Origin of the sequence: Protofrankia sp. Cas3, assembly GCF_963555955.1 — a bacterium.
GTDB lineage: Bacteria > Actinomycetota > Actinomycetes > Frankiales > Frankiaceae > Protofrankia.
In genome coordinates this window covers 31,533-32,833 of the sequence record NZ_CAUVXP010000055.1, presented here as the reverse complement: position 1 = coordinate 32,833, position 1,301 = coordinate 31,533, and the positions used below count along the sequence as shown (strand labels likewise).

1 protein-coding gene is annotated in these 1,301 nt (G+C 70.6%); it reads left to right on the top strand.

Going from position 1 to position 1,301, the window contains the following annotated elements:
• Positions 1-611 precede the first annotated feature (611 nt).
• On the top strand, positions 612-1,253 hold the full coding sequence (locus U9983_RS12630) for a TetR/AcrR family transcriptional regulator (RefSeq protein ID WP_322754206.1): 642 nt from the start codon (positions 612-614) through the stop codon (positions 1,251-1,253).
• The last annotated feature ends 48 nt before the right edge of the window (positions 1,254-1,301 follow it).

Below are 1,301 nucleotides of genomic sequence, written 5' to 3'. Positions count from 1 at the left end.
GCGAGGCCTCCGTTTCCTCCTGCTACCTACGCTGGCCGGTGCAGGGGCGTCCCGACCGCGGACACGGCCGTCACTGCAGCCCGGGACCGGCCACGTACCCTTGGTCCGAGCTAACTATGCCATGCATAATGCGGCCGCGCGAGTGGCGTCGGCCCCGCCGTCCGGGGCTTGCGGCGGGCTCACGGGCAGGGGTCGAGGTTGAGCGACTCCGCGTCACTCTTCGTCGCTCACCCGGCAGGCGAACCGGTGCACGGGGATGAAACTGTCGTCTGGAAAGCCGCTAGCCGGCCGGCGTCTTGCAGTACTTCGAGTTCCTGATCCGAAAATCGTCCGGAACGTGGGCAGGCTAGCGCCACCGGCGACGTGCGGCTGCAGCCCGGGGCGGGTCGCGTATCCGTGGCTCACCGCCTACTATGCTGTGCATAGTAGGCGGTGAGGGGTACCGACCGCGCTGTCGGTGGCCGAGGAAGTGCTGTCCGGCGTTTGTCGCGCGGTCGACGAGGACCCGCCGGCGGGCGCGTCGCGCGGTCGACGGGTCGGGTGAGGCGAGAATGCCGAGTAGGCAGGGTACGACGTCTGGGACGGCGCCCGGCGTCGAGAAGGGTCTGCCGGTGACGGAACCGCTCAGCCCGTCGGCGGAGCCGCTGGGCGAACGTCGGATCGTGGACGCTGCGCTGGCGGTGGCGCGCCGTGACGGCCTCGACCAGGTGACGATGCGGGGGCTGGCGCGGCACTTCGGCGTCACCACGATGGCGATTCACTACCACGTCCCCACTCGGGAAGCCCTGCTGAGTCTCGTCGTGGAGCGAGTGCTCGGCCAGGTCGAGGCGCCGCCGGACGGGCCGTGGGAGGACCGGCTGCGCGCGGTGCACCGGCGGCTGTCCGCCGCGGTGAGCGACTGCCCCGGCGTCGCCGACTACCTCGTCGACATCACCAGGACCCGCCACGGCACCCGGCTCGCCGACCTCGCCACCGGCATCCTGCTCGACGCGGGTTTCGACGAGAGGACCACGGTGCTGGCGCAGGCCACGACGCAGGCCTACTGGGTCGGATACCTCAAGCTGGCGGCCGGCTTCCAACGCCGTGGCGGTCCACCGGCCCGGCATCAGACGGCCGACGACCCCCAGATCTATCCGGCGCTCGACCGCGTGGCCCTGGCCCGCTCCGCGCTGGACGCCGAGACCTACCTGGAGTTCGCGCTCGACGTCATCATCGCCGGGTTCCGCGGCCGCAGGTCCGCACCGGGCCGCTAATAGTACTTCGTTAGGTTAAGTTGATGTTGACGGGTGGGGGTAAGACGG